A 23,860-nucleotide genomic window follows, 5' to 3' on the forward strand; every position below is an offset into this window, starting at 1 on the left:
TGGTCGGAGTACGCGGCCGGTTCGGGGCCTGGATGGCGCGACCGCTCGCGTCCTTCCATCTCGTGGTGACGATCGCCGTCCTGCTCACCGTGCTCGGCCTCGTCATGGTGCTGTCGTCGTCGAGCGTCGGCGCGGTGGCCGCGGCGGGATCGGCCTACGGATTGTTCACCTCCCAGGCGATCTTCGCCGTCCTGGGCATGGTGATCTTCTACATCGCGCTGCAGATCCCGGTCCGGGTGATGCGACGCTTCGCCTTCCCGGCGTTCGCGTTCTCGGTCGTGCTGCTCGTGCTCGTGCTCATACCGGGCATCGGTACGGTCTCGCAGGGCACCCGGGGGTGGTTCGTCATCGCCGGTATCTCGTTGCAGCCGGCGGAGATCGCCAAGATCACCCTTGCCGTGTGGGGTGCGCACCTGCTCGCCTCCCGGCGTGGGGAGAACTCGACGCTGCGCGAGATGCTCGTCCCGCTCGTCCCGGCCGCCCTGCTCGTGACCGGCCTGATCGTGCTCCAGCCCGACCTCGGCACCACCGTCTCGATCGTGATCATCGTGATCGCCCTGTTGTGGTTCGCGGGACTGCCGCTCAAGGTGTTCCTCGGGATCGTCGGCACGGCCGCCACACTCGCGGTGATCCTGGCCTTGACGGCCGGCTATCGCTCGCAGCGTGTGCGGGCCTTCTTCAACCCCGGCGACGACCCGCAGGGTGCCGGTTACCAGGCGCGACAGGCGAAGTTCTCCCTCGCGGACGGCGGCCTGTGGGGTCGCGGGCTCGGTCAGAGCCGCGCGAAGTGGAGTTATCTGCCCAACGCCCACAACGACTTCATCTTCGCGATCATCGGTGAGGAACTGGGCTTCCTCGGTGGAGTGGCCGTCATCGGCCTGTTCGGTCTGTTCGCCTATGTCGGACTGCGGATCGCGATGCGCTCGGCCGACCCCTTCCTGCGCCTGTTCACTGCGACGGCGACGACGTGGATCATCGGCCAGGCCTTCATCAACATCGGCTACGTCGTGGGACTGCTGCCCGTGACCGGCCTGCAGTTGCCGCTCGTGTCGGCCGGTGGTACCTCGACGGCCACCACCCTGCTGATGTTCGGCCTGATCGCCAACGCAGCCAGACACGAACCCGAGGCCATCGCCGCGCTGCACGCGGGTCAGGACGGCCGGTTCGCGCGGCTGCTGCGCCTGCGCAAGCCGGAGGCCTACCGGGCCGGTCGCTCCTCGGCGGCGCGTACGGTCGCAGCACGACAGCCGCGAGCGCGGGCCGCGGCGCCCGAGCGCAGTGCCCGCCCCGCGTCGAAAGGTGGGGGATCGCGCAAGCGGCAGTCCCCCGCACCGAACGAGCGGCAACGGGGAGCCGCGACGGACCGCCGGACATCGGCAGGCCGGACGGAACCCCGGGAGGGGACCGGCCGGGCCCGGCGTACACAACCTGCACGCGAACCGGCTCGCGGCCGGCAGCAGACGAACCGCACGACACGCGGATCGAACGGACGAAGCGGAGAGAGAGGGAACCGTAGGTGAGTGGGGAGAGGCCGGCACTGTCGGTGGTGGTGGCCGGAGGCGGCACGGCCGGTCATATCGAACCGGCACTCGCGGTGGCCGACGCCGTCCGCGCACTCGTGCCCGACGCGCGGATCACCGCGCTCGGCACCGAACGGGGACTCGAGACGACGCTGGTGCCCCACCGCGGGTATCCCCTCGAACTCATCCCACCGGTGCCGCTGCCCCGCAAGCCGACGGTGGACCTGCTGAAACTTCCCGGCCGGGTCGTCTCGTCGGTGCGCCGCACCCGGCAGATCCTCGACGAGGTCGACGCCGACGTCGTCGTCGGTTTCGGCGGGTACGTGGCGCTGCCCGCCTATCTCGCGGCCGGAGCCGGTCCGCTGCGTCGACGCCGGCGCATCCCGGTCGTCGTCCACGAGGCCAATGCCAGTGCGGGCATCGCCAATCGCATCGGTGCCCTGCGGGCCGAGCGCGTGCTCGCCGCCGTCCCGCGCTCGGGAATCGTCCGGCGCGGTGACGCGCAGATCGTGGGGATCCCGGTCCGCTCGTCGATCACCGGTCTCGACCGCGCCGGGCTGCGCGCGGAGGCACGCCGGCACTTCGGTCTGCCCGACGACGTACCCGTGCTGCTCGTCTTCGGTGGGTCGCAGGGTGCACGCTCGCTGAACGAGGCCGTGTCCGGTGCGTCCTCGGCACTCGCCGAGGCCGGCATCGCGGTGCTGCACGCGCACGGACCGAAGAACACCGTGGACATCCCCGCCCATGCCGGTCACGCCCGCGCCCCGTACGTCACCGTGCCCTATCTCGAACGGATGGACCTCGCGTACTCCGCCGCCGATGCGGTGGTCTGCCGGTCCGGGGCCATGACGGTCGCGGAGGTCTCGGCGGTGGGTCTGCCCGCCGTGTACGTGCCGCTCCCGCACGGGAATGGTGAACAGGAACTCAACGCCCGCCCCGTCGTCGAGGCCGGCGGTGGCAGGATCGTCGCCGACGGCGACCTGACTTCGGACTATGTCGCCACGGAAGTGGTGTCGCTGCTCGGCGACGAGCGGAGACTCGTGGAGATGGGGCGCAGCGCCGCGGCCGCTGGTCACCGCAGCGCCGCAGACGAGATGGCGCGCATAGTGCTCGAGGTTGCCGGAGTGGAACCGAACAGGAGTGAACGATGAGTGCGCAGTTACCCGCCGAACTCGAGCGGGTGCACATGGTCGGTATCGGCGGTGCCGGGATGTCGGGCATCGCCCGGATCCTGCTCGCCCGTGGGGGACAGGTATCGGGTTCCGACGCGAAGGAGAGCCGCGGTGTGCTCGCGCTGCGGGCCCGCGGCGCGCAGGTCCGCATCGGCCACGCCGCCGAGGCTCTCGACCTGCTGGAGGGTGGTCCTACCGCCCTGGTCACAACGTTCGCGGCTATCCCGAAGGACAATCCCGAACTGGTCGCCGCCCGCGAGCGCGGCATCCCGATCCTGTTGCGACCCGCGGTCCTCGCCTCGCTGATGCGAGGGAACCGCACCTTCCTGGTCTCCGGCACCCACGGCAAGACCTCCACGACGTCGATGCTCGTCGTCGCGCTGCAGCACTGCGGCCTCGATCCGTCCTTCGCGGTGGGCGGTGAACTCAACGAATCCGGGACCAACGCCCACCACGGCAGCGGGGACGTCTTCGTCGCCGAAGCCGACGAGAGCGACGGCTCGCTGCTGCAGTACGACCCGAACACCGTGATCGTCACGAACATCGAGGCCGATCACCTCGACTACTTCGGCACGCCGGAGGCGTACACGGCGGTCTTCGACGAGTTCGTCGCCCGCATCGCCCCCGGCGGCCTGCTCGTCGTCTGCCTCGACGACCCCGGCTCGGCGGCCCTCGCCGAGCGCGTCGTCGCCCTCGGCCGCGACGACCTGCGGGTGCAGGGTTACGGCACCGCCGACGTCATCGGCACCGCGAGCGACCACCGCGGCGTTCCCGTCGGGGTGCGGCTGCTCGGCTGGGAGGCCAAGGATGTCGGCGGCGTCGCCGAGTTCCACCTCGCGGGTGAGGATTCGCCGCGCACCGTGCGACTGTCCGTCCCCGGCCGGCACATGGCGCTCAATGCTCTCGCCGCGCTGCTCGCCGCGCTCGAAGCCGGAGCGCAGGTCGACGAGGCGATGGAAGGCCTCGCCGGTTTCGGTGGTGTGCACCGGCGGTTCCAGTACACCGGCCGCGAACACGGTGTGCGGGTGTTCGACGACTACGCCCACCATCCCACCGAGGTCCGCGCGGTCCTTGCGGCCGCGGCCGAACTCGTGGCGGGAGAGCCGCTGCGCTACACCGAGACGGGCACCGAACGGCCCCGCGTGATCGTCGTCTTCCAGCCGCATCTCTACTCGCGCACCGAGGCGTTCGCCACCGAGTTCGGGCAGGCTCTCGACCTCGCCGACGAGGTCGTGGTGCTCGACGTCTACGGCGCCCGGGAGGAACCGATCCCGGGTGTGAGCGGTGCGCTGGTCGCGCGGGCGGTGAGCAAGCCTGTGCACTACCAGCCGAATCTGTCCGCGGTGCCGCGGCAGGTCGCGCGTCTGACCCGGCCGGGTGATGTCGTGATCACGATGGGTGCCGGTGACGTCACGATGCTGGGCCGGCAGATCCTCGACGCGCTCCACAGCAAACCGGGTCGCTTCCGTCCGGCCGGGGCGGCTCCCGAGCCCGGCGGATTCCGCGCACCCGGCGGTTCCGGACCGGGACCGATCAGCTCGTGACGCCCGCCGCCGTCTCGTCGCGCCGCCGTCGCGGACGACCGTCACGCGAACCGCGTGAGCCCGATGAAGCCCGCGAACGCAGCACTGCCCGCCGCCCGTCCGGGCGGTCGGTGCGCCTGCGGACGGTACTGCTAGGGGCGGCTGTCGTCGCGGTGTTCCTCGGCGCCATCGCGGTGGCGTGGCTGTCGCCGTTGCTGTCCGTGCGGGTGATCGAGGTGGACGGGATCGAGGTCGTCACCTACGACGAGGTGGTCGACGCGCTCGCGGTCGCCGAGGGCACGCCGCTGCTCCGGGTCGACACGGCCGCGGCGGCCCAGCGGGTCGCGACGATTCCGCGTGCGGCGTCGGCCCGGGTCCAGCGGGTCTATCCCTCCACCGTCCGGGTGACAGTGACCGAGCGCGAGGCGATGGTCTTCTTCGACGCCCCCGACGGCACCCACTCTGTCGACATCGAGGGAGTGGACTTCGCGGTCGAGCCGCCTCCGATGTTCACTCCCCGTCTCGTCACTCCGACGCCGGGCACCGGCGATCCCGCGACCCGCGCCGCCGTGGAGGTGCTCGACAAGTTACCGCCCGACCTGCGCGTGCAGGTGGAGACGGTCGAAGCGCCCTCCCCGTCCGACATCTCGATCGTCCTCACCGACGGGCGTGTCGTGGTGTGGGGTGGAACCGATCGTTCCGAGCGGAAGGCGGCGGTCGTCGGCCCGCTGCTGACACAGCCGGGGGAGCGATTCGACGTGGCGAGTCCCGACCTGCCGACGGTGAGGTGAGGGATCGACGAAATTCGTCCGGCGTGTCCGGCGCGTCTACTGGCTAATCTCGGTACCCGTGCCATAGCGTTTCGGACAGTCGCGTTACTTGACATAACCTTCAAGCTGTGGTTGAGGGTTTGTCGGGGCAGCGCGCTGCGGAGCCGTCCGCCCGACCGGCGGACGTGACCGACATCGAGTCAGACCCAGACCCAGCACCACCCGGACACCATGCACCACCCGGAACTTCAGGAAGGCGAGAGCACATGACGCCCCCGCACAACTACCTCGCCGTAATCAAGGTCGTCGGTATCGGCGGTGGCGGCGTGAACGCGGTCAACCGCATGATCGAGCAGGGACTCAAGGGAGTCGAGTTCATTGCCGTCAACACCGACGCGCAAGCCCTGCTCATGTCGGATGCCGACGTCAAGCTCGACGTCGGCCGCGAACTGACCCGCGGACTCGGCGCCGGCGCAGACCCGGAGGTCGGCCGCAAGGCCGCCGAGGATCACAAGGACGAGATCGAAGAAGTACTCAAGGGCGCCGACATGGTCTTCGTGACCGCAGGCGAGGGTGGTGGAACCGGTACCGGCGGCGCTCCCGTCGTCGCGAGCATCGCCCGCAAGCTCGGCGCGCTCACCGTCGGTGTCGTCACGCGTCCGTTCTCGTTCGAGGGCAAGCGCCGCGGCAGTCAGGCCGACACCGGCATCCAGACGCTGCGCGAGTCCTGCGACACGCTCATCGTCATCCCCAACGACCGGCTCCTCCAGCTCGGCGACGCCGCCGTCAGTCTCATGGACGCCTTCCGCTCCGCCGACGAGGTGCTCCTCAACGGTGTCCAGGGCATCACCGACCTCATCACCACACCGGGTCTGATCAACGTCGACTTCGCCGACGTGAAGGGCGTCATGTCGGGTGCCGGCTCCGCGTTGATGGGCATCGGCTCGTCGCGCGGCGAGGGGCGTGCGATCAAGGCCGCGGAGGCCGCGATCAACTCGCCGCTGCTCGAGGCGTCGATGGAAGGCGCGCGCGGCGTGCTGCTGTCGATCGCCGGCGGATCCGATCTCGGCCTGTTCGAGATCAACGAGGCTGCCTCACTCGTGCAGGAGGCCGCGCACATCGACGCCAACATCATCTTCGGCACGGTCATCGACGACTCGCTCGGCGACGAGGTCCGCGTGACTGTCATCGCCGCGGGCTTCGAGGGCGGAACGCCTGTCCGCCGTCCCGTCGAGGTCGGCCAGCAGCAGCAGGGGCAGGCGCAACAGCAGCCGCAACAGCAGCCGCAGCAGCAGCAGCAGCAGCCGGCCGGTCGGCCCGGTGCGATCGGCGTCGCGCGCGCCGGCGAACTCGGCCGTCCCGAGCGCGAGACCGTCGAAACCACCCCCGTGCGCGAGCAGCCCCCCGTCGGCAGCCAGCCGCCGGCCGGAGGCGGCAACGCACCCCGCAGCGTGGACATCGACGACGACGGTGACGACGACGTCGACGTGCCGATCTTCATGCGCCGTTGACGGCTCCGCACCGCCTGCTGCGCGCCCGCCGGGTCGTGACCACACGAGCCGGCGGGGTGTCCGCAGCTCCGTACGACAGTTTCAACCTCGCCGATCACGTCGGTGACGACCCGGCCGCAGTCGCTGCCAACCGGCGGCGGCTCGCGTCCGTCATCGGGTTGCCGCCCGAGCGGTTCGTCTGGATGGAACAGATCCACAGCCGCAACGTCACCGTGGTCGACGCGCCGGTGCCCGAACCCGTTCCCGCCACCGATGCGCTCGTCACCCGCGAGACCGGGCTCGCGCTCGTGACCCTCAGCGCCGACTGCGTGTCGATCCTGCTGTCCGACGAGGTGGCCGGGGTGATCGCCGCGGTGCACGCCGGCCGGGTGGGGGCGCGCATCGGGATCCTCCCGCGCGTGCTCGACGTCATGGTCGATCTCGGCGCCCGCCCCGATCGCATCGGTGCGCTGCTCGGACCGGCCGCGAGTGGCCGGCAGTACGAGGTGCCCGCGGCGATGAGGGCCGATGTCGAGGCACACTTGCCCGGTAGCGCGACCCGCACGAACCGCGGTACTCCCGGACTCGACCTGCGTGCCGGACTGCGCCGCCAGCTCGCCGATCACGGCGTGACCGCCGTGGTGGAGGATCCGCGCTGCACGATCGAGGACACCTCGCTGTTCAGCCACCGGCGTTCGGCACCCACGGGGCGGTTCGCCTCGGTCGTCTGGCTCGAGGAGGCCGGCGAGGAGGGAACGGCGTGAGCCCCACCTCCGAGGAGCGGCGCGACGAACTCGCCGGACGTCTCGCCGCCGTACGCGAGCGGCTCGACGCCGCGGCGCGCGCCGCCGGACGCGATCCGTCGGACGTCGCGTTGCTGACGGTCACCAAGTTCTTTCCCGCCTCCGACGCCGTGCTCCTCCACGAGCTGGGATGCGAACGCTTCGGCGAGTCCCGCGAGCAGGAGGCGAGCGCGAAGATCGCCGTGTTCCGGGAGAGCGTCGACGCGCCGGTCGAGTGGCACATGATCGGTCGGGTGCAGCGCAACAAGGCCCGTGCCGTCGCCCGTTGGGCGCACACGGTGCACTCGGTCGACAGTCTCCGTCTCGTGCAGGCCTTCGAGAAGGGGGCGCGGGCCGCCCTCGACACCGGCGAACGCACCGGACCGCTGCGGGCACTGCTGCAGGTCAGCCTCGACGGCGACCGGGAGCGCGGCGGCGTGGTCGCCGAGGATCTTCCCGCCCTCGCCGAGGCGGTCGCCGCGTCCGAGGTCCTCGAACTCGGAGGCTTGATGGGAGTGCCGCCGCTCGGGTGGGAGCCCGAACGGGCATTCGAGCAGCTTCACGCCATGCATGCACGGTTGCTGCAGGACCACCCGGCGGCGGTGGAGCTGTCCGCGGGCATGTCGGGTGACCTCGAGCACGCGGTTCGATGGGGTTCGACGTGCGTGCGTGTCGGAACGGCGGTGTTGGGGTATCGACCGTTAGCCTGAATGACATCCGCCGCGCGAGGGAAAGGCGATCGATGAGCACACTCCACAAGTTCAAGGCGTACTTCGGGATGGTGCCGCTCGAGGATTACGAGGACGAGTACCTCGACGATCCGGCGAGTGGCCGCCGCGACCGTGATCGCGACTACGGCGAGGCCACTTATGGCGGCTACGCGCCGTCGCATCGCGACGAGTACGCCCCGTCGCACCGCGAGGAACCGGTTCGCGAGTTCGAGCACGACGAGTTCGACCGGTACGAGCCGGCACCGCGTCCGCGGGTCGAACCCATCACCGCTCGCAGTCCCCGTCCGGCGCCCACCCCGGCCCGCGCGGTTCCCAGCCGTGCACCACTGACGGCGGAGAGCCGGCTCGAGCGCGCCGAGCCCCGGCGTGGTGCGCTCTTCGACGAGGGAGGTCCGTTGTCCAAGATCACCACGTTGCGCCCCCGCGACTACAGCGAGGCGCGCACGATCGGTGAGCGTTTCCGCGACGGAACGCCGGTCATCATGGACCTCGTCGAGATGAGCAACGCCGACGCCAAGCGACTCGTCGACTTCGCGGCCGGGCTCGCCTTCGCGCTGCGCGGTTCGTTCGACAAGGTGGCCACGAAGGTCTTCCTGCTCTCGCCCGCCGACATCGACGTCTCCGCCGAGGAACGGCGGCGTATCGCCGAGACCGGCTTCTACAACCAGCAGTAGTCGACGCGCGCTGCGCGGGCGTGCACCCGGCACGTCCGTCGCGGCATGCCCGTCGCCGTCCCTCGAGCGTTCCGACACGCCCGGCCATGATGCAGATCACTGCAGGCCGGGCGTTTCGGTTTTGATCGACCCGTCATCGTCGGGCATTGTGGGCAGGTGGCCGTTTTCGAGGTGCTGTGGTTCCTGCTGTTCATCTTCTGGCTTCTGCTGATCGGACGGATCATCGTCGAGTTCATCAGAACTTTCGCGCGGGAGTGGAAGCCGTCCGGCTTCGTGGTCGTCGTTCTCGAGGCGATCTTCACGGTCACGGATCCGCCGGTGAAGCTGCTGCGGAGACTGATTCCGCCGCTCAATCTCGGTGGTGTACGGCTCGATCTGTCCATCATGGTCTTGCTGTTCATCGTGTATTTCCTCATGGCATTCCTGCCCAGGGGCGGCGCAGCATGATGCCTGCGTCGGACGTCGGGTCGAGCCGTCCCGGAGCTGCCGTGTGCCACAATGGAGTGCCATATACAGTGGGTTTTGATACGCGTAACGCACTGTCGATTACTCAGAACGCCTGCTTGACCGCTTACTCGACGCGTGAAGGGATCCTTCCATGCCGCTGACACCAGCTGATGTGCACAATGTCGCGTTCAGCAAGCCTCCGATCGGGAAGCGTGGTTACAACGAGGACGAGGTCGACGCCTTCCTCGATCTCGTCGAGCAGGAGTTGACGAACCTCATCGAGGAGAACGCCGACCTGCGTCAGCGGGTCGCCGAACTCGACCAGGAGCTTGCCGAAGCCAAGAAGGCGCCGCGCAGCGCGTCGTCGTCCGCGCCGGCGGCCCCGTCCAAACCCGAACCCGCGCGTGTCGTCGAGACACCCAAGCCGGAACCCGCCCCGGCGCCGGCTCCGGCACCCGTCCCGGTCGCCGCTGCGCCGTCGAGCGGCGACGCGAGCATGCAGGCCGCCAAGGTCCTCGGGCTCGCGCAGGAGATGGCCGACCGCCTCACAGGCGACGCCAAGGCCGAGGCCGAGGAGCTCGTGCGCAACGCTCGGACCAACTCCGAGCAGCTCGTCTCCGACGCCCGCACCCGCAGCGAGGCGATGATCGCCGACGCGCGGCAGAAGTCCGACGCGATGCTCGCCGATGCCCGCACCCGTTCGGAGACCCAGCTGCGTCAGGCCAAGGAGAAGGCCGACGCGCTGCAGGCGGACGCGGAGAAGAAGCACACCGAGATCATGGCCACGATCAACCAGCAGCGTTCGGTGCTGGAGGAGCGCATCGAGCGGCTCAAGACGTTCGAGCGTGAATACCGGGTGCGCCTGAAGTCCTATCTGGAGTCGCAGCTCGAAGAGCTCGAGCAGCGCGGTTCCGCCGTTCCGGTGGACGGTGGACAGGAAGTGTTCAACCAGTCCAACTCGTCGTCGTCGTTCGGATCGTCGTCCTTCGCGAAGGGCAACAGCTGACCGACGGTCTCTCCGGCTGGTGCTGTACGGCCTGGTGCTGTACCTCGGTAGAGGAGGAGCGTCGTGCTCGTCGTCACGCTGGTACTCGCAGCTGTCGGATTCGGTCTTCTCGTGATCGCGTTGATGACCGGTTCGGTGCTCTGGGCATGGGGTTGTATCGCGGTGTGCGTCGTGGGAGCGGTGCTCCTGCTGGCGAGCACGCTCGGCGGACGGAGTTCGGCCGAAGGTGAGTGGGCCGATCCCCGTTCCGTCGGGCAGGCCGGAGCCTCGGGCGGACGTCCCGGTCGGCGTGCATCGCGCCGGCGTCGCGGCGACCGGAATTCTTCGGATCGCTGAAGCGTCCTACAATATGCATCACCGAGCGTGAGCTCGATCCCGCGATCGCGGGCGGCGTCGATCCGGCCATCACCGGGGAGCCTCCGGAAGAACGGCGACCTTGCCGGTCGCCCAGTAGAACCGGACGGGTGGGCCCGTCACAGCCCGAACGAGTGGCCGTCCCCCGGGACGAGCAAGCGGGGTGGTACCGCGGTGGCCGTGCACGCGCACGGCGATCGTCCCCGTGCCGAGACGTATCCAGGCACGGAGGAGCCACGCTGTGACCGAGAACCACGCTGCACCGGATCCCACCGCAGCAACCGCCGGCAGTACTGCCGGATATCCGCGCGTCGACTACGACCTGCCGCGCGATTCGGGTGTCGACTTCCCGGCGCTCGAAGAATGTGTGCTCGCACAGTGGGCCTCCGACGGCACCTTCGAGGCCTCGCTGCGCAACCGCGACGGCGCCGACGAGTTCGTCTTCTACGACGGCCCGCCCTTCGCGAACGGACTCCCGCACTACGGGCACCTGCTCACCGGCTACGTCAAGGACGTCGTCCCGCGTTTCCAGACCATGCTCGGCAAGAAGGTCGACCGTCGCTTCGGCTGGGACTGCCACGGCCTGCCCGCCGAGCTCGAGGCGGAGAAGCAGCTCGGCATCAAGGACAAGTCCGAGATCGACTCGATGGGCGTGGCCGAGTTCAACGCCTACTGCAAGCAGTCGGTGCTGCGCTATACCGGTGAGTGGCGCGACTACGTCACCCGCCAGGCACGCTGGGTCGACTTCGACAACGACTACAAGACCCTCGACCTCGACTTCATGGAGTCGGTCATGTGGGCGTTCAAGTCGCTGTACGAGAAGGGCCTGATCTACCAGGGCTTCCGCGTGCTGCCCTACAGTTGGTACGAGCAGACGCCGCTGTCGAACCAGGAGACCCGTCTCGACGACGCCTACAAGATGCGTCAGGACCCGGCGGTCACCGTCGACATGGTGCTGCGCGCCCCCGGCTCCGAACTCGACGGCGCGTGCGCGCTCATCTGGACCACCACGCCGTGGACCCTGCCGTCCAACCTCGCGATCGCGGTGCACCCCGAGATCGAGTATGTCGCCGTGCGCGGGGCCGACGACAAGACCTACCTGCTCGCGCAGGATCGTCTCGGCCACTACGCCCGCGAACTCGGCGAGGAGCCCGAGGTGCTCGGCCGTTACCGCGGCACCGACCTCGTCGGTCTCGCCTACGAGCCGCCCTTCGACTTCTTCACCGGCCGCGAGAACGCCCACCGGGTGATCGCCGCCGACTACGTCACCACCGAGTCCGGCACCGGAATCGTCCACCTCGCACCGGCTTTCGGTGAAGAGGACATGGAGTACTGCCAGCGCAACGGCATCGAGCTCGTCCAGCCGCTCGATCCGGGCGGCAAGTTCACCTCGATGGTGCCGCCGTACGAGGGTCTGCAGGTCTTCGACGCCAACCCGGCCATCATCAAGGACCTCAAGGCCGCCGGAAAGCTTGTGCGGCACGAGACCATCGAGCACTCCTACCCGCACTCGTGGCGGTCGGGTCAGCCGTTGATCTACATGGCGGTGCCGTCGTGGTTCGTCGCCGTCACCCGTTTCCGCAACCGCATGGTCGAGCTCAACCAGCAGATCACGTGGGTGCCCGAGCACATCCGCGACGGTCAGTTCGGCAAGTGGCTCGAAGGTGCCCGCGACTGGAACATCAGCCGTAACCGCTACTGGGGCAGCCCGATCCCGGTATGGATCTCGGACGACCCGGAGTACCCGCGTGTCGACGTCTACGGTTCGCTCGACGAACTCGAACGCGACTTCGGCGTGCGGCCCACCGACCTGCACCGGCCGATGATCGACGAACTCACCCGGCCGAATCCCGACGACCCGACCGGGAAGTCGACCATGCGTCGCGTCCCCGAGGTCCTCGACTGCTGGTTCGAGTCCGGCTCGATGCCGTTCGCCCAGGTGCACTATCCCTTCGAGAACCGCGACTGGTTCGACACGCACTACCCGGGCGACTTCATCGTCGAGTACAACGGCCAGACCCGCGGCTGGTTCTACACGCTTCACGTCCTGGCCACCGCGTTGTTCGACCGTCCCGCCTTCAAATGCGTTGCCGCCCACGGCATCGTTCTCGGCGACGACGGCCTGAAGATGAGCAAGTCGAAGGGCAACTATCCCGACGTCAACGAGGTCTTCGCCCGCGACGGTTCCGACGCGATGCGCTGGTTCCTCATGTCCTCGCCGATCCTGCGCGGCGGCAACCTCGTCGTCACCGAACAGGGTATTCGCGAGGGCGTGCGGCAGGCGCTGCTGCCGCTGTGGAACGCGTGGAGCTTCCTCCAGCTGTACGCGTCGAAGCCGGGCACCTGGCGGACCGATTCGACGAACGTGCTCGACCGGTACATCCTCGCCAAGCTCGCGCAGACCCGCGACGTCATCACCGAGGCACTCGAGACCGTCGACATCGCCGGGGCGTGCGACGAGCTGCGCACCTTCTGCGACGCGCTGACCAACTGGTACGTGCGCCGCTCGCGGAACCGGTTCTGGGACGAGGACACCGACGCGATCGACACCCTCCACACGGTGCTCGAGGTCGTCACGCGCCTGGCCGCGCCGCTGCTGCCGATGGCGTCCGAGGTGATCTGGCGGGGTCTGACCGGTGGTCGGTCGGTGCACCTGGCGGACTGGCCGGCGGCCGGCGACCTGCCCTCGGACCCCGCGCTCGTCGCGGCGATGGACGAGGTGCGCGGGGTGTGCTCGACCGTGCTGTCGCTGCGCAAGGCCCAGAAGCTGCGCGTGCGGCTGCCGCTGCCCGAGGTGACGGTGGCGACGCCTGGTTCGTCGCATCTCGATCCGTTCGTCGATCTCATCAAGGACGAGGTCAACGTCAAGCGGGTCGTGACCACCGACGACGTCGAGGCCCACGGCCGGTTCGAGGTGGTCGTCAACGCGCGTGCCGCCGGTCCGCGTCTCGGCAAGGACGTGCAGACGGTCATCAAGGCCGTCAAGGCGGGAGACTGGACGCAGGCGGAGGACGGCACGGTCACCGCGGCCGGCATCGCCCTGCTGCCCGAGGAGTACACCAGCCGTCTGGTCGCGGCCGAGCCGGAATCCACCGCCGCGCTGCCGGGTGGCAACGGCCTGGTGGTCCTCGACACGGCCGTCACCGAGGAACTCGAGGCCGAGGGCTGGGCCAAGGACCGCATCCGCGAGTTCCAGGACGCGCGCCGCAACCTCGGCCTGGAGGTCTCCGACCGCATCTCGGTGCGGTTCGAGGTTCCCGCCGAACGCGCCGAATGGGCTGCCCGCCACCGGGATCTGATCGCCGGCGAGATCCTCGCCACGACCTTCGAACTCGGTGCCCCCGAGGGCGAGGCGATCGAACTCGGCGAGGGAACCCGCGCGTCCATCGTCAAGGCGTGACCGGGCCGGTGCTTCCGGGAGGATCGAGCGTCCTTCCGGAAGCACCGGTCTGCGGCCTCCCGCCGGACGTGTGGGTGCGGCGCACTAGTCTCGACACGTGCCCGCTTCCGTGAGTCGGCGCTGGGTGTTGCACCTGGATCTCGACGCGTTCTTCGCGTCCGCCGAGCAGTTGACCCGGCCGACCCTGCGGGGCCGGCCGGTCCTCGTCGGTGGGCTCGGTGCCCGCGGGGTGGTGGCCGGCGCGAGCTACGAGGCTCGCGTCTACGGTGCGCGCTCGGCCATGCCGATGAGCCGGGCACGGCGCCTCGTCGGACCGGCGGCGGTCGTGCTGCCTCCGCGCGGAATCCTGTACCGCGAACTGAGCGGACTCGTCTTCGACACCCTGCGCGCCCGGATCCCCATTCTCGAGACCCTCTCGCTCGACGAGGCGTTCGCCGAGCCTCTCGAACTGGCCGGCGCCGACGCCGACGAGGTCGAACGCTTCTGTGCGGAGCTACGCGAACACGTCAGGGAGAAGACGGGTCTCGTCGCCTCCATCGGAGCAGGATCGGGTAAGCAGATCGCGAAGATCGGGTCCGGTCTCGCGAAACCGGACGGGCTGCTCGTCGTCCGGCCCGAAGGCGAGCTTCCGTTGCTGCACGGCCTGCCGGTGCGCAAGCTGTGGGGGATCGGTCCGGTGGCCGAGGACCGGTTGCGGCGACTCGGTATCGAGACCATCGGCGATCTCGCGGCGCTGCCCGTCGCCGAGGCCGCGTCGATCCTCGGCGGCACCATCGGACCGGGATTGCACCGGCTCGCCAACGGATTCGACGACCGGCCCGTCGCCGAACGCGCCGAGGCGAAACAGGTCAGCGCCGAGACCACCTTTCCCACGGACATCGTCGCGATGCCCGGACTGCGGCGGGCGATCGCCGCGTCCGCGACCGCCGCGCACACACGCCTGCGCAAGGACGGGCGTGCCGCCCGCACGGTGGTGCTCAAGCTGCGCAAGGCCGACATGTCGGTGCTCACCCGGTCGTCGACCCTGCCCTACGCCACCGAGGACGTGCAGGTGCTCACCGCCGCCGCCCAGCGCCTCGCGCTCGATCCCCTCGAGATCGGCCCCGTCCGGCTCGTCGGGGTGGGTTATGCGGGTCTGTCCGCGATCGCGCAGGACACCCTGTTCCCCGAACTCGACCGGACGACGACCGAGGAGATCGGACCGGCCGAGGAGGACGACGAGGAGCGCGTCGTGGCGAGCGGGCCGGCCACCCGGTGGACGCCGGGCGCCGACGTCTGCCATCCCGAATCCGGGCACGGATGGGTGCAGGGCGCGGGCCACGGCGTGGTCACCGTCCGCTTCGAGACACGCAGCACGGGTCCGGGACCAGCGCGGACGCTCGACGAGAACGATCCCGACCTCACCGTCGCCGACCCGCTCGCGAGCCTGAACTGAAACATGTTCCCGGCGCCCTCATGGTCTTCTTACTACCGCCGGGTACTCTTGCGGGCGATCCGCTGCCGGATGACCGAGCACGACGAACACATCGTGCACGACCGAACGAGAAGGACGAGAAGTTGAAGCTTCGCAAGATCACCGTCGCCACCGTGGCGCTCGCCGCCGCCCTCACGATGTCCGCCTGCAGCTCGGACGACGGCGGTAGCTCCTCCGAGACGACCGCGAAGACCAGCACGACCACGACCGCCGCGGCTCCGGCCGTCGACTACCCGCCGGTGCCCACCGTCGAGGAGCTCAACGCCGACCTCGCGCGCGCCTTCGACCTGAGCGTCCCGGCCGCCGAGAAGACCGACCTGGTTCAGGGTGCCGAGGAGGATCCCGAGCTGATCAACATGGTCGCCCAGGCGGCCAACGACGCCGGTGTGCAGGTCAACGTCGTCGACGTGACCGACAACGAGAACGGCACGATCACCGCCGGTGTCGAGATGGCGCTCGCGGGCAGCGACCAGCCGTCCTTCGGCACGGTCGACTTCGTCGCCGAGGACGACACCTGGAAGGTGTCGAAGGACTACGCGTGCTCCATCGTCATCAACATGGCGCAGCTGCAGTCCCCGGCCTGCGTGTGATGTAGTACTCGTCCCGAACGAACCGACGGCCGGCGCGGATCATCCGCGCCGGCCGTCGGTGTTCGTCCGTCTCCCGGACTACTGATCCGAGGTGTTCCAGCCCACCCGGTCGACCTGCGACTGCGACAGGCGCGTTCCGCCGTCCGGCTCGACGTAGGTCTGATCGCCGCGCACCGTCAGTTCCCCGCCGACGGGCAGGGGGAGCGACGCGTCGATCGTCATCGACCCCTCACCGGCCATCGTGTACTGCTCGATGTCGAGACGGCCCTGCCCGTTCGGCAGCACCCAGGTGGACTCGCGCGGTGTCTGTTCAACCTTCACGTCGACCGTGATGCGGTCGTCCTCCCGCTCGACGAGCGTCGCCGTCCCGACCTGGTCGAGGGTGATGCCCGCGCTCATCACCTGCTGGTGGATCTCCCACACCGCGCCCACCCCGACGGCTTCCTCCGGGAACGAGACGATGCGATAGACGGCCTGGTAGAAGGCCTGCTCGATCGCCGACCGTGCGATATTCGCCGCATCGGGAGTGGGCTCGAGGCGCAGCGCACTGATCGCGCCGGTGGGGCCGATCGTCAGTCCGGCTCCGGAACCCTCGGCATCGGACAGTGCCGATCCGAGCGTCTCGTCCGGCGACGTCGCCGATCCGACGGTGATGTCGACCACGGTGCTCGGGTCCTCGTCGGAGACCGCCCGCTCGACCGTCGCCGAGAGCGGAAGGGTCAGCTCGGGAGTGGAGAAGTCCTGCTGCGGGTCGTCGCCGACGCGCTGGAAGACCTCGGACCGGGTGGTGAGGACGACGCCCTGCTGCACCCCGGCCTCCGGTACGAGCCGCACCACCGATCGGGGTTCGGCACCGGGGTCGAGCACTGTCGTGGTCACCGCCGACACCGGCACCGTCACCTCCGTCGATGTCGCCGCCGTGACGGCGGGCGCGCCGTCCGAAGGACCACCGCAACCGGCGACGAGAGCGGAGAGGGACAGCACAGCCGCGAGGGCACACGGCCCCGAGCGGGGGAATCTGGACAGCGCAGGCACGCCACCCAGGGTAGCCACGACGGGAGGGGGAACCGCCGCGGTCGTCCGGTAGGGGATGATGGAGCGGTGACGAACGAAGCTTCCCGACCCGACCGCGACGCGGAGACGCCGGTTCCCGGTCGTGCCGACGAGCCGTCCCCCTCCGTCGGCCGCCGCATGCTGCGGCCGCTGCTGCTCGTGGCGCTCGTCGTCTACGTCGCGGATCTGGTGACGAAGGTGCTCGCCGTCCACTACATCGACCCAGCCGATCCGATCTCGATCGTCGGCGACACGGTCACCCTGACACTCGTCCGCAATCCCGGTGCCGCGTTTTCCATGGCCACGGGCATGACCTGGTTGCTCACGCTGGTCGCGATCGCCGTCGTCGTCGGCGTCGTGAAGATCGGCCGGACCCTGAGATCGAGGTGGTGGGCGCTCGGCCTCGCCCTCGTCCTCGGGGGAGCGCTCGGCAATCTCACCGACCGTCTGTTCCGCTCGCCCGGACCGCTGCAGGGCCACGTCGTCGACTTCGTGTCGGTCGGATGGTGGCCGGTGTTCAACGTCGCCGACTCGGCCATCGTGTGCGGAGCGATCCTGCTCGTGGCCTTGACCGTCTTCGGCGTCGAACCCGACGGTGGTGCCTCGAAGGGCCGGGACGGAGCGCCGGGTGCGGACGAAACGAGAAAGGAATCACACCAGTGAGGGAAACCCGCGCGATGCCCGTACCCGACGGGCTCGACGGGATGCGTGTCGATGCAGGCCTCGCGCGCCTGCTCGGTCTGTCCCGGACCGTGGTCGCCATGCTCACCGAGGAGGGCGCCGTCGTGGTCGACGGCGCGGCGGTGGGCAAGTCCGACCGACTGTCCGCAGGCTCCTGGCTCGAGGTGGAACTGCCCGAGCCGCCCCGCCCCCTGACCATCGAGGCCCAGCCCGTCGAGGGCATGGAGATCCTCTACGCCGACGACGACATCGTCGCGGTCGACAAGCCCGTGGGTGTCGCCGCCCACGCGAGCGTCGGCTGGACCGGACCGACTGTGATCGGCGGCCTCGCCGCCGCCGGCTACCGGATCTCCACGTCCGGCGCCCACGAACGCCAGGGCATCGTGCACCGGCTCGACGTGGGCACCTCCGGCGTCATGGTGGTCGCGACGTCCGAACGCGCCTACACCGTCCTCAAGCGCGCCTTCAAGGAACGCACGGTCGACAAGCGGTACCACGCGCTCGTCCAGGGGCATCCCGACCCGAGCAGCGGCACCATCGACGCACCGATCGGCCGCCACCGCAGCAGCGACTGGAAGTTCACGGTCACCGCCGACGGCAAACCCAGCGTGACGCACTACGACACGATCGAGGCGTTCCAGGCCGCGAGCCTGCTCGACATCCATCTCGAGACCGGTCGGACCCATCAGATCCGGGTGCACTTCTCGGCACTGCGTCACCCCTGCTGCGGCGACCTCACCTACGGAGCCGACCCACGTCTCGCGGCGCGTCTCGGTCTCGAACGGCAGTGGCTGCACGCGTGCACCCTCGGGTTCTCGCACCCGACGCGCGGGCACTGGGTCGAGATCACCAGCAAGTACCCTCCGGATCTCGAACACGCGCTCGCCGTGTTGCGCAACGCCTGACCGATGGGACGTGTCCTGCCCTGGGCGTCGGTCGTCGTTCTCGTCGTCGCGGTGCTCGTCGCCGGGTGGACCTCACCGCCGCGGACGGCCCCCGTGGGGAGCGACACCCTCGGCCCCGACAACGGGGAAGCGGTCGCCGACTATCTGGCACGGGCCGCGGACAGCCTGAGCGAGGCGGCAACGGACGGCGACCTCGAGCACTGGGGACTGGTGTCCTTCACCGACGCCGTCGGCATCGACCGGGTCGTCGAACGCACCGACGAGGTGCGCGTGGCGCAGGTGCTGTTCCGCGTCCCGATCGACCGCGTCCAGACACCACTGGTGCCGGTCGCGGTGCCGGAGAACCCGGAGGCGGTGCGTCGTGCCCCCTCGGTCGCCGCGGGCCGGCTGAGCCTGGTGGAGTTCGGGACCGAACGCGCCGCGCGGGTCGGGGCGGTCTCCGCGCAGCGGCTCGCCGACGGCTGCGACTGCGTCGTCGCGGCGGTGCTCCGGGGTACTCCCTCACAGTTCCGGGCCGTCGCCGACGCCCCGGACGTGCGGGCCGTGGAGGTCCTGCCCGCAGACGCGATCGCGGGACGCTTCGCGGTGACCCCGCTGCTGCCCACCCACGTCGAGACGGTCGTGCCCGGCCCGGACGACGGGGAAGTGTGACGGTGCGGTGGATCCCGTCTCGGAACGACAGTGTCTCGGAAAGACAGTGTCTCGGAACGACAGTGTCTCGGAACGACAGCGCACCGGCGGAGCCGTGGGGTGAGCCGGTGAGCGACTCGGAGGATCGGAACGACTCGGGGCAGCGGAACATCGTGCGCACCGGGGTGCTGTGCGGTCTGGGTGCCTACGGTTTGTGGGGACTGTTCCCCGCCTACTTCGGTCTGCTCGAACCCGCCGGCGCCGTCGAGATCCTCGCGCACCGCGTGCTGTGGACCCTCGTGCTCATGCTGATCGTACTGGGCGTCATGGGACGCCTCCGCACCCTGCGCGGCCTGTCGGCCCGCACCTGGGGCCTGGTCGCCGCGGCGTCCACCGCGATCGCGGTCAACTGGGGCGTCTACATCTACGGCGTCGTCTCGGGCCGGGTCGTGGAGACCGCACTCGGCTACTTCATCAACCCGCTCGTCAGCGTGGTGTTCGGTGTCCTGTTCTTCCGGGAACGATTGCGGCCGGCGCAGATCGCGGCGCTGGTGCTCGCGGTGTGCGCGGTGGTGGTCATCACCGTCGACTACGGCAGACCGCCGATCATCGCCCTGACCCTGGCGCTGTCCTTCGCGTCCTACGGGGTGATCAAGAAGATCGTGCCGCTCGATCCGCGCACGTCCCTGACAGGGGAGGGGATCGTCGCGGCCCCGTTCGCGCTCGGGTACGTGATCTTCCTCGCGGTGACCGGCACCGGCACCTTCCTCGGGCACGGCGTGGATCACACGGCCCTGCTCGTATCGGCGGGGCTGGTGACCGCAGTGCCGCTGCTGCTCTTCGGCGCGGCCGCACAACGGGTCCCGCTCGCGACACTCGGCATGCTGCAGTACCTCACGCCGAGCCTGCAGATGACATGGGGTGTGGTGGTGCTCGGGGAGGACATGCCCGCCTCGCGGTGGATCGGTTTCGTCCTGATCTGGATCGCCCTGGCGGTGTACAGCACGGACGCGCTCGTGCGGGCCCGTCGTCAGCGTGCCGTGGTCACTGCGGAGCCTCGCGCGGCTTAGACTCGTCTCTGCCCACAGACATCCCGGGAGAGGCACGCGTGGCTGACTCGTTCGTTCATCTGCACACCCACACCGAGTACTCGATGCTCGACGGTGCCGCGAAGGTCGGACCGTTGTTCAAGGAGGCCGAACGGCTGGGGATGCCGGCCGTGGGCATGACCGACCACGGAAACATGTACGGCGCCAGCGAGTTCTACAACGTCGCCAAGAAGTTCGGCATCAAGCCGATCATCGGCATCGAGGCGTACGTCGCGCCGGAGTCGCGCTTCTCCACCAAGCGTGTGCAGTGGGGTGATCCCGGCCAGAAGTCCGACGACGTCTCCGGCTCGGGTGCCTACACCCACATGACGATGGTCGCCGAGAACTCGACGGGCCTGCGGAACCTGTTCAAGCTGTCCTCCCTCGCATCGATCGAGGGTCAGCTCGGCAAGTGGGCCCGTATGGACGAAGAGCTCATCGCCCACCATCACGAGGGCATCATCGCCACGACCGGCTGCCCGTCGGGCGAGATCCAGACGCGCCTGCGCCTCGGCCACGAGCGCGAAGCGCTCGAAGCCGCCGCGAAGTGGCAGGAGATCTGGGGCAAGGACAACTTCTTCCTCGAGCTGATGGACCACGGCCTGTCCATCGAGCGTCGTGTGCGCGAGGGTCTGATCGAGATCGGCCGCAAGCTCGACATCCCGCCGCTGGTGACCAACGACTGCCACTACGTCACCAAGGATGCGGCCGCGAACCACGAGGCGCTGCTGTGCATCCAGACCGGTAAGACCCTCTCCGATCCCACCCGGTTCAAGTTCGACGGCGACGGCTATTACCTCAAGTCGGCGCAGGAGATGCGCGAGCAGTGGGACCGCGAAGTGCCGGGTGCGTGCGACAACACGCTGCTCATCGCCGAGCGCGTGCAGTCCTACGAGGACGTGTGGACCCACCGCGACCGGATGCCGATCTTCCCGGTGCCGGAAGGGGAGACGCAGGCGAGCTGGTTGCACAAGGAGGTCATGCGCGGCCTCGACCGTCGCTTCCCCGCCGGCCCGCCCCGCGAGTACGTCGAGCGCGCCGAGTACGAGATCAACGTCATCAATCAGATGGGCTTCCCCGCCTACTTCCTCGTCGTCGGCGACCTCATCAACCACGCCCGCGAGGTCGGCATCCGCGTCGGCCCCGGCCGTGGTTCGGCCGCCGGTTCGCTCGTCGCCTACGCGATGGGCATCACCAACATCGACCCGATCCCGCACGGTCTGCTGTTCGAGCGGTTTCTCAACCCCGAGCGCGTGTCGATGCCCGATATCGATATCGACTTCGACGATCGTCGCCGCGGTGAGATGGTGCGCTACGCCACCGAGCGGTGGGGCAACGACAAGGTCGCCCAGGTCATCACGTTCGGCACCATCAAGACGAAGGCCGCGATCAAGGACTCCGCGCGAGTGCAGTTCGGCCAGCCCGGATTCGCGATCGCCGACCAGATCACCAAGGCACTTCCGCCGCCGATCATGGCGAAGGACATCCCGGTCTCGGGTATCACCGATCCGAGTCACGAGCGGTACAAGGAAGCTGCCGAGGTTCGTCAGCTGATCGAGTCCAACCCGGACATCAAGAAGATCTACGACACTGCGCTCGGGCTCGAGGGCCTGATCCGCAACGCCGGCGTCCACGCCTGCGCGGTGATCATGTCGTCCGAGCCGCTCATGGACGCGATCCCGCTGTGGAAGCGCGCGCAGGACGGCGCGATCATCACCGGCTGGGATTATCCGTCCTGCGAGGCCATCGGCCTGCTGAAGATGGACTTCCTCGGTCTGCGCAACCTCACCGTCATCGGCGACGCGATCGAGAACATCAAGGTCAACCGCGGGATCGATCTCGACCTCGACACCCTCCCGCTGGAGGACCCGGCGACCTACGAACTGCTCGCACGTGGCGACACGCTCGGCGTGTTCCAGCTCGACGGCAGCGCCATGCGCGACCTGCTGCGCCGCATGCAGCCCACCGGCTTCGAGGACATCGTCGCGGTGCTCGCGCTGTACCGCCCCGGCCCGATGGGCATGAACGCGCACAACGACTACGCCGACCGCAAGAACGGGCGGCAAGAGGTCAAGCCGATCCACCCCGAGCTCGAGGAACCGCTGAAGGAGATCCTCGCCGACACCTACGGCCTGATCGTCTACCAGGAGCAGATCATGCAGATCGCTCAGAAGGTGGCCGGTTACTCGCTCGGACAGGCAGACCTGCTGCGTCGCGCGATGGGTAAGAAGAAGAAGGAGATCCTCGACGAGGCCTACGACGGCTTCGCGCAGGGCATGAAGGACAACGGCTTCTCGCAGGCGGCGATCACCGCGCTGTGGGACACCGTTCTGCCCTTCGCCGGTTACGCGTTCAACAAGTCGCACGCCGCCGGCTACGGCCTGGTCTCGTTCTGGACCGCCTACCTCAAGGCGAACTACCCGGCCGAGTACATGGCCGGTCTGCTCACCTCCGTCGGCGACGACAAGGACAAGGCCGCGGTCTATCTGTCCGACTGCCGCAAGATGGGCATCACGGTGCTGCCGCCGGACGTCAACGAGTCGCACACCAACTTCATGTCGGTGGGTGAGGACATCCGGTTCGGCCTCGGCGCCGTCCGCAACGTCGGCACGAACGTGGTCGCCTCGATCATCAAGGGGCGGGAGGAGAAGGGCCGCTACACCGACTTCTCCGACTATCTCAACAAGATCGACACCGTCGCGTGTTCGAAGAAGGTCACCGAATCCCTCATCAAGGCAGGTGCATTCGACTCGCTCGGACACCCGCGCAAGGGATTGATGCTCGTCCACGCCGACGCGATCGACGCGGTGATGAGCACGAAGAAGGCCGAGGCCATCGGCCAGTTCGACCTGTTCGGCGGCGACGACGCCGACGAGTCCGTCGCCGCGGTGTTCAACGTCCGCATCCCCGAGGAGGAATGGGACACCAAGCACCGCCTCGCCCTCGAACGGGAGATGCTCGGCCTGTACGTCTCCGGGCACCCGCTCAACGGCGTCGAGCACGTCCTCGCGTCCCAGGCCGACACCCAGATCCCCGCGATCCTCGAAGGCGCGCTCAAGGACGGCAGCCAGGTCACCGTCGGCGGCATCCTCGCCTCGGTGAACCGGCGCATCAACAAGAACGGTCTCGCCTGGGCGTCCGCGCAGCTCGAGGACCTCACCGGTGGCATCGAGGTGCTGTTCTTCCCGCAGTCCTACGCCGTCTACGGCATGGACGTCGTGGAGGACTCGGTGGTGCTGGTCAAGGCCCGGGTGTCGATCCGTGACGACCGGATCTCCCTGATCGCCAACGATCTCGCCGTCCCCGACCTGTCGCAGATCGGGGTCGCGAAGCCGGTCTCGGTGTCGATGCCCACCCGGTTGTGCACCCCCGACAAGGTCGGTGCCCTCAAGAATGTGCTCACGCGCCATCCCGGTTCGTCCGACGTGCACGTGCGGCTCATCACCGGCAGCAAGGTCACCGTCCTCAAGCTCGACGACAGCCTGCGGGTCGAAGCGTCGTCGGCGCTCATGGGCGACCTCAAGGCCCTGCTCGGGCCGGGCTGCCTGGCCACCTAGCGGTCCGCCGCGC

At 69.0% G+C, this 23,860-nt stretch carries 20 protein-coding genes; 19 read left to right on the plus strand and 1 reads right to left on the minus strand.

Annotated elements, in window-relative coordinates; genetic code table 11:
* Positions 1–32: 32 nt before the first annotated feature.
* From ftsW to QR64_RS11065, 14 genes are all read left to right on the plus strand, one after another.
* Positions 33–1,520 carry a putative lipid II flippase FtsW gene (ftsW, locus tag QR64_RS11000; protein WP_052227281.1) on the plus strand — a complete coding sequence of 496 codons (1,488 nt, stop codon included), beginning with the start codon at positions 33–35 and terminating at the stop codon, positions 1,518–1,520.
* On the plus strand, positions 1,517–2,671 hold the full coding sequence (murG, locus tag QR64_RS11005) for an undecaprenyldiphospho-muramoylpentapeptide beta-N-acetylglucosaminyltransferase (RefSeq protein WP_039585188.1): 1,155 nt from the start codon (positions 1,517–1,519) through the stop codon (positions 2,669–2,671). Before ftsW ends, murG begins: the two co-directional genes overlap by 4 nt.
* A complete protein-coding gene (gene murC, locus QR64_RS11010) occupies positions 2,668–4,236 on the plus strand; it encodes a UDP-N-acetylmuramate--L-alanine ligase (protein ID WP_039585189.1) in 1,569 nt (522 codons plus the stop codon). Before murG ends, murC begins: the two co-directional genes overlap by 4 nt.
* Positions 4,233–5,006 carry a cell division protein FtsQ/DivIB gene (locus tag QR64_RS11015; RefSeq protein WP_006554137.1) on the plus strand — a complete coding sequence of 258 codons (774 nt, stop codon included), beginning with the start codon at positions 4,233–4,235 and terminating at the stop codon, positions 5,004–5,006. The genes murC and QR64_RS11015 overlap by 4 nt, the downstream gene beginning before the upstream one ends.
* Before the next feature lie 245 nt (positions 5,007–5,251).
* Positions 5,252–6,496: a cell division protein FtsZ gene (ftsZ, locus tag QR64_RS11020; RefSeq protein WP_039585190.1), complete on the plus strand. Its 1,245-nt coding sequence runs from the start codon at positions 5,252–5,254 to the stop codon at positions 6,494–6,496.
* Positions 6,493–7,239, plus strand: a complete 747-nt coding sequence (gene pgeF / locus QR64_RS11025) for a peptidoglycan editing factor PgeF (RefSeq protein ID WP_039585191.1) — start codon at positions 6,493–6,495, stop codon at positions 7,237–7,239. Before ftsZ ends, pgeF begins: the two co-directional genes overlap by 4 nt.
* Positions 7,236–7,967, plus strand: coding sequence for a YggS family pyridoxal phosphate-dependent enzyme (locus tag QR64_RS11030; protein ID WP_039585192.1), 732 nt, complete (start codon positions 7,236–7,238; stop codon positions 7,965–7,967). Before pgeF ends, QR64_RS11030 begins: the two co-directional genes overlap by 4 nt.
* Before the next feature lie 32 nt (positions 7,968–7,999).
* Positions 8,000–8,662: a cell division protein SepF gene (locus tag QR64_RS11035; RefSeq protein WP_006554133.1), complete on the plus strand. Its 663-nt coding sequence runs from the start codon at positions 8,000–8,002 to the stop codon at positions 8,660–8,662.
* A 156-nt stretch (positions 8,663–8,818) separates the two neighbouring features.
* A complete protein-coding gene (locus QR64_RS11040; RefSeq protein ID WP_006554132.1) occupies positions 8,819–9,109 on the plus strand; it encodes a YggT family protein in 291 nt (96 codons plus the stop codon).
* 151 nt (positions 9,110–9,260) lie between these two features.
* The gene (locus tag QR64_RS11045) at positions 9,261–10,115 is read left to right on the plus strand and encodes a DivIVA domain-containing protein (RefSeq protein WP_006554131.1); all 855 of its coding nucleotides are present in this window, start codon (positions 9,261–9,263) and stop codon (positions 10,113–10,115) included.
* A 63-nt stretch (positions 10,116–10,178) separates the two neighbouring features.
* Entirely contained in the window at positions 10,179–10,451 is a 273-nt protein-coding gene (locus QR64_RS11050) for a hypothetical protein (RefSeq protein ID WP_006554130.1), read from the plus strand.
* Positions 10,452–10,710: 259 nt separating this feature from the next.
* Complete coding sequence (gene ileS, locus QR64_RS11055) at positions 10,711–13,869, plus strand: isoleucine--tRNA ligase (protein ID WP_039585193.1); 3,159 nt, start codon at positions 10,711–10,713, stop codon at positions 13,867–13,869.
* Between the two features lie 124 nt (positions 13,870–13,993).
* On the plus strand, positions 13,994–15,304 hold the full coding sequence (locus tag QR64_RS11060; protein ID WP_039585195.1) for a DNA polymerase IV: 1,311 nt from the start codon (positions 13,994–13,996) through the stop codon (positions 15,302–15,304).
* 122 nt (positions 15,305–15,426) lie between these two features.
* Positions 15,427–15,933 (plus strand): hypothetical protein, encoded by a 507-nt coding sequence (locus tag QR64_RS11065; RefSeq protein ID WP_033097609.1) that lies wholly within the window; start codon positions 15,427–15,429, stop codon positions 15,931–15,933.
* Positions 15,934–16,011: 78 nt separating this feature from the next.
* Here the strand turns inward: QR64_RS11065 and QR64_RS11070 are convergent, their stop codons facing one another.
* Entirely contained in the window at positions 16,012–16,968 is a 957-nt protein-coding gene (locus QR64_RS11070) for a hypothetical protein (protein ID WP_033097610.1), read from the minus strand.
* A 66-nt stretch (positions 16,969–17,034) separates the two neighbouring features.
* Here QR64_RS11070 and lspA point away from each other — a divergent pair, with 66 nt between their 5' ends.
* From lspA to dnaE, 5 genes are all read left to right on the plus strand, one after another.
* Complete coding sequence (gene lspA, locus QR64_RS11075) at positions 17,035–17,649, plus strand: signal peptidase II (protein WP_039585196.1); 615 nt, start codon at positions 17,035–17,037, stop codon at positions 17,647–17,649.
* Between the two features lie 14 nt (positions 17,650–17,663).
* Positions 17,664–18,572: an RluA family pseudouridine synthase gene (locus QR64_RS11080; protein WP_170318568.1), complete on the plus strand. Its 909-nt coding sequence runs from the start codon at positions 17,664–17,666 to the stop codon at positions 18,570–18,572.
* 3 nt (positions 18,573–18,575) lie between these two features.
* Positions 18,576–19,223 (plus strand): hypothetical protein, encoded by a 648-nt coding sequence (locus QR64_RS11085; RefSeq protein WP_006554123.1) that lies wholly within the window; start codon positions 18,576–18,578, stop codon positions 19,221–19,223.
* 107 nt (positions 19,224–19,330) lie between these two features.
* Positions 19,331–20,272 (plus strand): EamA family transporter RarD, encoded by a 942-nt coding sequence (rarD, locus tag QR64_RS11090; RefSeq protein WP_373922157.1) that lies wholly within the window; start codon positions 19,331–19,333, stop codon positions 20,270–20,272.
* A 38-nt stretch (positions 20,273–20,310) separates the two neighbouring features.
* Positions 20,311–23,847, plus strand: coding sequence for a DNA polymerase III subunit alpha (gene dnaE, locus QR64_RS11095; RefSeq protein ID WP_039585197.1), 3,537 nt, complete (start codon positions 20,311–20,313; stop codon positions 23,845–23,847).
* Positions 23,848–23,860 lie beyond the last annotated feature (13 nt).

Source organism: Rhodococcus sp. Chr-9 (assembly GCF_000801125.1).
Classification (GTDB): Bacteria; Actinomycetota; Actinomycetes; order Mycobacteriales; family Mycobacteriaceae; genus Rhodococcus; species Rhodococcus pyridinivorans.